We start from the raw sequence: 6,802 nt of genomic DNA on the forward strand, positions 1-6,802 counted from the left end.
GTCGATGACTGCCACCACGCTCCCACCCGCCCGGCGCACCCGCCGCCATCCGTGGCGCTCGGTGCCGCTGCTGCCAGCGGTGATCCTGCTCGCCATCTTCATGGTCGGCCCGGCGATCTGGTCGGTCTACGGATCGCTGACCAACACCGCGCTGACCGGGCGAGCGGCGCGCTTCCCGCGGTTCGTCGGGCTGGCGAACTACGAGCGGTTGTTCGCCGATCCCGAGTTCACCCGGGCGATCCTGCTCACCCTGGCGTTCACCATCGGCAGCGCGATCGTCGGTCAGAACGTCCTCGGGCTCACCATCGCGGTGCTGCAGCGACGGGCCCACCGGGCCGTGCAGACCGTCGTCGGCACCCTGGTCGTGGCGGCCTGGGTGATGCCGGAGATCGTCGCCGCATTCGCCATGTACGCGTTCTTCCAGACCGACGGCAGCCTGAACGCGGGCCTGGGGATCCTCGGCATCGCGCCGATCGAGTGGCTCTACCGGCATCCGATGCTGGCGGTGATCCTGGCCAACATCTGGCGGGGCACCGCCTTCTCGATGATGGTCTATTCGGCGGCGCTGGCCGACATCCCCGACGAGCTGACCGAGGCCGCTGCCGTGGACGGCGCGTCGCGGCGGCAGACCCTGTTCCGGATCACCATCCCGCTGATCCGGCGGGCGATCGGCACCAACCTGATGCTCACCACTCTGCAGACCCTCTCGGTGTTCACGTTGATCTATGTGATGACCGGTGGCGGCCCCGGTACCGACTCGTCCACGCTGCCGGTGCTCGCCTACCAGACCGCCTTCAAGTTCGGCGAGGTCGGTTACGGCACCGCCATCGCCACGGTGATGCTGGTCATCGGCGCGCTCTTCTCACTGGTCTACATCCGCCTGCTGCGCTCGGAGGTCGATCGGTGACCGCCGTGCAGAGTGTTCAGCGTCCGGCCCGGCCCCGCAGCCTGGCCGCGCCCGGTGCGACCTCGGCGCGCGGGCTGGCCGATGCGGCGCTGGTCGTGTTGGGTCTGGTGTTCCTGGTTCCCCTGCTCTGGTTGGTGTTCGCGTCCTTCGACACCCGGGCCACCCTGGTCGCCGGGCTGCCCGAGGCCCCGGGGTTGGGCAACTTCACCGAGGTGATCAGCTGGGATCGGCTCGGGCGGCCGCTGCTGAACAGCACCGTGCTCTCCGCCGGTGCGGCCGCCGTCGCGACACTGGTGGCCACCCTCACCGCGTACCCGCTGTCTCGCTACCGGCTCCGGTTCGGCCGCGGATTCATGTACGCCGTGCTGTTCGGCACCTGCCTGCCGATCACCGCGATGATGGTGCCGGTGTACGCCCTGTTCGTGAAACTGGAGTGGCTGGATTCGTTGCTGGCCAGCACCCTCTTTCTGGCCGCCACCTCGCTGCCGATGGCGATCTTCATGACCAAGAACTTCATGGATTCGGTGCCGGTGTCGCTGGAGGAGGCTGCCTGGACCGACGGCGCCTCGGCCCGGCAGACCCTGGTCTCGATCGTCACCCCGCTGATGCGGCCCGGGCTCGCGGTCGTCTTCGTCTATGTCTTCGTGCAGTGCTGGGGAAACTTCTTCGTCCCGTTCGTGCTGCTGCTGTCGCCGGAGAAGCAACCCGCCGCGGTCACCATCTTCTCCTTCTTCGGGCAGTACGGCACCGTTGCCTACGGTTCGTTGGCCGCCTTCTCGCTGCTCTACTCCCTGCCCGTGGTCGTCCTCTACGCGCTGGCCCAACGGTTGATCGGTGGCGCCAATGCGATGGCCGGCGCGGTCAAGGGCTGACCCCGAATCCACCGTCGTCGAAGGGACACCCATGCATGACCGCACCGAGCACACCATTGCTCGGCTGGACCGTTTCCTCAGCGAGCGGATCGAACCGGCCCTTTGGCGCCGTCGGGCGCCGCTGACGGTCACCGCCTGGCAGGTGCCTGACGAACCGGTCCCGTTCAGCGAGGCGGTCGGCCAACCCTTCCAGGAGTTCGCCATCGGGCAGGGCTGGGCCCGGCCGTGGGGCACGACCTGGTTCCGGGTGCAGGGTGGCGTTCCGGGCGAGTGGGCCGAGCAGAGCGGGACGGCCGTGGAGCTGCTGGTCGATCTCGGCTTCAGCGGCTCCGGACCGGGTTTCCAGGCCGAGGCGACGGCGTACACCCCCGACGGGGTGATCCTGAAGGGGATCGAGCCCCGGAACCATCACGTTCCCACCGATGCCCGGCCGGGCGAGCCGGTCGACGTCTTCGTCGAGGCGGCGGCGAACCCCAGCTTCGACGACGGCGGTTTTCGCACCCCGACCCCGATGGGGGACAAGGAGACCGCCGGGGCGGAACCCCTCTACCGGTTGCGTTCGGTGGAGGTCGCGTTGCGGGATCTCGCGGTCGCCGAGCTGCACGCCGATCTGCTCACCCTGCGCGGACTGCTCGACGAACTGCCGGCGACCAGCCCGCGCCGGGCCGAGATCCTCGCCGGTTGCGAGCGGGTGATCAACGCGGTCGACCCGGACGATGTGCCCGGCACCGCGGCGGCCGGCCGTGCCGAACTCGCCGGCCTGCTCGCCGCCCCGGCGTACGCCTCCGCGCATCGGGTGCACGCGGTCGGGCACGCGCACATCGATTCGGCCTGGCTGTGGCCGACCCGGGAGACCGTGCGCAAGTGCGCGCGAACCTTCTCCAACGTCATCGAGCTGCTGGAAACCCAACCAGGGTGGCGATTCGCGGCGTCCTCGGCGCAGCAGTACGCCTGGATCAAGGAGCACTACCCCGAGCTGTTCGAACGGATCCGTGCCCAGGTCGATGCCGGGGGTTTCGTCCCGGCCGGTGGCATGTGGGTGGAGTCCGACACCAACCTGCCGGGTGGGGAGGCGATGGCGCGGCAGTTCCTGCTCGGCACCCGCTGGTTCATCGACGAGCTCGGTGTCGAACCCCTGGACGTCTGGCTGCCGGACTCCTTCGGCTACTCCGGGTCACTGCCCGGGATCGCCACCGCAGCAGGAAAACGCTGGTTCCTGACCCAGAAGATCTCCTGGAACGACACCAACACGATGCCGCACCACACCTTCTGGTGGGAGGGCATCGACGGGCGGCGGATCTTCACCCACTTCCCACCGGTCGACACCTACAACTCCGATCTGTCGGCCGCCGACCTGGCTCGCGCCGAGCGACAGTACGCCGAGAAGGGCCGGGCGAACACCTCGCTGGTTCCCTTCGGCTACGGCGATGGCGGCGGTGGCCCGACCCGGGAGATGCTCGCCGCCGCGGCCCGGACCGCGGACCTGGAGGGATCGCCGAAGGTCACCCTGTCCAGTCCGGCTGAGTTCTTCACCGCCGCGGAGGAGGAGTACGCCGACCCGCCCGTCTGGCGGGGTGAGATGTATCTGGAGTTCCACCGCGGCACCTACACCTCCCAGCATCGCACCAAGGCCGGCAACCGGCGCAGCGAGCACCTGCTGCGGGAGGCCGAACTCTGGGCGACCACCGCGGCCGTCCGCGCCGGCAGCGCGTACCCGGCCGAGGAACTGGACCACTGGTGGCGGATCGTGCTGCTGCAGCAGTTCCACGACATCCTGCCCGGGTCGTCGATCGCCTGGGTGCATCGCGAGGCCGAACGCAACTATGCCGAGGTGGCGCAGGGGTTGGAACGGATCATCGCGGATTCGCTGGCGGCGTTGGGATCCGAGGCGGGTGCGCAGGATGCGGTGCTGGCGAATGCCGGGCCGTTCCCGGTGCGCGGGGTGCCGGCGCTGGGGGTCGGGCGTGCCCGGGAATCGGGTGCCGAGGCGCGGGTGCGCGTCGAGCAGGAGGGCGGCGACTGGGTGCTCACCGGCCCCGGGATCCGTGCCGTGGTCGATGAGCACGGCCGGTTGACTTCGGTGCGTGACCTGGCCGCGGACCGTGAGGTGCTGGCACCCGATGAACCTTCCGCCCGGTTGGTGCTGCACCGCGACGTGCCGAACCGCTGGGACGCCTGGGATGTCGACCACCACTATCGTCAGGTGTCCCGTGAACTCGACGAGCCGACCGTGATCGAACCGCTCGCCGATGGCCTGCGGATCACCTTCGTCACCGGGCGGTCGGAGATCGTCGAGACGGTGCGGTTGGCCGACGATCGGCCCGCGATCGAACTGGAACTGGAGCTCGACTGGCACGAACAGCAGCAGCTGCTGAAGCTCGATTTCGCGCTCGATGTGCACGCGGAGCAGGCGACCTCGGAGATCCAGTTCGGGCATCTGCAACGGCCGACGCATGAGAACACCTCCTGGGATGCGGCGCGTTTCGAGACCGTCGCGCACCGCTGGCTGCAGGTGGGTGAGCCGGGTTACGGGGTGGCGTTGGCGAATGACTGCAGTTATGGCTTCGACTGCACCCGAACCACCCGGGGTGATGGCGGGACGACGACGCGACTGGGTGTCTCGGTGGTGCGGGCGCCGCTGTTCCCCGATCCGGAGGCCGACCAGGGCCGGCACCGGTTGGCGTACACGCTGCGCGTCGGGGCCGGTGTGGCCGAGGCGATCGAGGAGGGATACCGGTTGAATCTGCCCCTGCGGACGGCGCCGGGATCCGGGGCGGCGCCGCTGTTGTCGATCGACGATCCGGCGGTGGTGATCGAGGCGGTCAAGCTCGCCGAGGACGGTTCGGGTGATGTGGTCGTGCGCTGTTACGAGTCCCGCGGCGGCCGGGCTCGCGCCAGGGTGACGGCGGACTTCGAGATTGTCGAGGTGCTGGAGACCGATCTGCTGGAGCGCCCCATCGAACCGCGGGTGCTGCGCGCGGTCGACGGCCCGGTCGCCACCCTCGAACTGCGTCCCTTCCAGCTCTGCACCCTCCGGTTCCGGCGCACACCCACGTCCCTGGAGTAACTCGCGCGGCGACCGTGTCCCGCACGTTCATCGAGTAGGTCGCGCAGCGACCGTGTCGAGATGAACCGAAGGCGAGTTGCTCATCTCGACACGCTCGGCATTGCTCCGCTTCGCTGCGCATGCCGAGCTACTCGATGAGCGTGCGGAAACCTAGCTCTGGTTGGGAATCAGGGCAGGCTAGGATTCCGGCGGAGCCGGCTTCTTCGCCGTCTGCTTCGCCGTCTGCTTCGCCCTCTTCTGTTTGGCTGCGTTGGCCTGGTCGCGGGCAGCCTGGCGTAGGTCGCGGAGGCGTTGGTTCTTGCGGGCGCGGCGGAGCCGCTCGCGTTCGCGAGCTTCGTCGGCTGCTTGTTCGGCTTCGGCCTGTTCCTTCTCCAACTGGGTCTGCCCGTTGCACAGGGTCTCCCAGAGAAGCTTTTCGGTTCGGGAGAGCGACGCCGCGGGATCGTTGATCAGGTGATCGGGTGGTGGATGCTCCCAGGTCCCGTGTGCGCTGACCCAGGCTTCCTGCCCGGCCGGGGTTTTCCAGTGGAACACCCCCGGGGAGGGTTGTTCGACCTGATAGCCGGCGTGGGTTCGTGCGCGGTGCGAGGCCCGGGTCAACGGCCCCAGGTTGCCCGAGCTGGTCGGCCCCTCCGGGGCGGGAATCGTGTGATCGAGATCGACGCCCCGGCCGAACGCACCGCGATTCGATCGGGGGAACATCACATACCGGTCGCGGAGCTTCACCCGCTGGGCGAGCTCGTCGCTGGGTCGGTAGGTGTTCACCATGACCGGCGCGGCCAGGTCGATCACCGGCCGCACCTTCACGGTCCCGCCGCAGCGCTTCAGTAGCTCCTTCAAGTGCTGGAGGGTGACCGGTCCGAGGGCGTCGCCTTCACCGCCACGGCGGTTGGCGAGGTCCTTCTGGTGGACGTGCAGGATCAACTCAGCGCCATGCCGGCACCGCTCGGAGGTGGGGGTGACGACCTCGCCGTCACGGTTGACCACCTCACCCGTAGGCGTGACGGTCGCGCCGTCGAACAGCGAGGGTTGGAGCAGTTGTCGGGCACGCTCGGGATGCGCGAGGTGACCCAGGGCTTCGGCCCGCAGCTCGTCCCTGGATGCCGTCGAGCCACCGGCTTTGAGCACGTCGGCGAGGCGGTCGAGGGTCCCATTCAACTGGGCGGCGTCACCGGCGTCGAGGTTGGCGTAGAGGTCGGTGATGCCAGCGATGGTCCGGTTCGGGATGAACTCGACGCGGCGGTGCTTCTTGGCGGCCTGGCGTTCGGCTTCCTTGTCGTCGTTGAGGATCAGTGCGACCTGAGCCTCGGTGGTCGCGACCGCGCGCTTTGGAGTGAGGTTGACCAGACGGAGTGACCAGAGGGAGTCGAATTCGCGGGCCTGGGTGAAGGACAGGTGCAAGGCGGCGCGGGAGACATCGCGGGCGACCCAGACGGGAATGTCGCAGTCCAAGGTGGCCTGCCACAGGATCGGATGCCGATGCCGCAGATTCAACACATCAGCGGTCCAGACCTGCGCGGTCTCCGGTGAGCACCCCAGCGACATCGCCAACTCGAGGTGGAAGAACTCGGTGATGCCGGGCGTACCGTCGGCACCGGGGAAGACGAGTTGTTCGCCGTGGAGCACGCGGGCGGTGAGTTCGTCGGTGTGGGTGTTGAGTCCGGAGTAGGTGTCGCAGGCGGCGGCGATCGCGACCAGCTGGCGGGCCGAAGCTTGGGCGATGGTGTCGCTTTCGGCGCGGATCGCTGCGAAGACGTCGACTCGTGGGTTGGTGGTCATCTGTGGTCACCTCCTCTCATCTGCTACATCCAATATTAGTCATCGTGTTCGAATAACTCAAGGGGTTTGGGGAGATCTTTTCGGGTTCATCTCGACACGGTCGCTGCGCGACCTACTCGATGAACGTGAGGGCGCAGGGGCGAAGGGGTTCATCTCGACACGGTCGCTGCGCGACCT

The 6,802-nt window shown here is 68.4% G+C and carries 4 protein-coding genes; 3 read left to right on the forward strand and 1 reads right to left on the reverse strand.

Annotated features, from left to right (window positions below):
• Nucleotides 1–4: 4 nt before the first annotated feature.
• The 3 genes from C8D81_RS11410 to C8D81_RS11420 are packed head-to-tail and all read left to right on the forward strand — an operon-like array spanning nucleotide 5 to nucleotide 4,846.
• Complete coding sequence (locus C8D81_RS11410; RefSeq protein ID WP_094431434.1) at nucleotides 5–907, forward strand: carbohydrate ABC transporter permease; 903 nt, start codon at nucleotides 5–7, stop codon at nucleotides 905–907.
• Nucleotides 904–1,779: a carbohydrate ABC transporter permease gene (locus C8D81_RS11415; protein ID WP_094356915.1), complete on the forward strand. Its 876-nt coding sequence runs from the start codon at nucleotides 904–906 to the stop codon at nucleotides 1,777–1,779. The genes C8D81_RS11410 and C8D81_RS11415 overlap by 4 nt, the downstream gene beginning before the upstream one ends.
• Before the next feature lie 31 nt (nucleotides 1,780–1,810).
• Nucleotides 1,811–4,846, forward strand: coding sequence for an alpha-mannosidase (locus C8D81_RS11420; protein WP_094431432.1), 3,036 nt, complete (start codon nucleotides 1,811–1,813; stop codon nucleotides 4,844–4,846).
• A 177-nt stretch (nucleotides 4,847–5,023) separates the two neighbouring features.
• On the opposite strand, the gene C8D81_RS11425 is transcribed toward C8D81_RS11420, so the two are convergent.
• The gene (locus C8D81_RS11425) at nucleotides 5,024–6,625 is read right to left on the reverse strand and encodes a hypothetical protein (protein WP_094426433.1); all 1,602 of its coding nucleotides are present in this window, start codon (nucleotides 6,623–6,625) and stop codon (nucleotides 5,024–5,026) included.
• Nucleotides 6,626–6,802 lie beyond the last annotated feature (177 nt).

The sequence above is a fragment of the Enemella evansiae genome, assembly GCF_004362375.1.
Lineage (GTDB): Bacteria > Actinomycetota > Actinomycetes > Propionibacteriales > Propionibacteriaceae > Enemella > Enemella evansiae.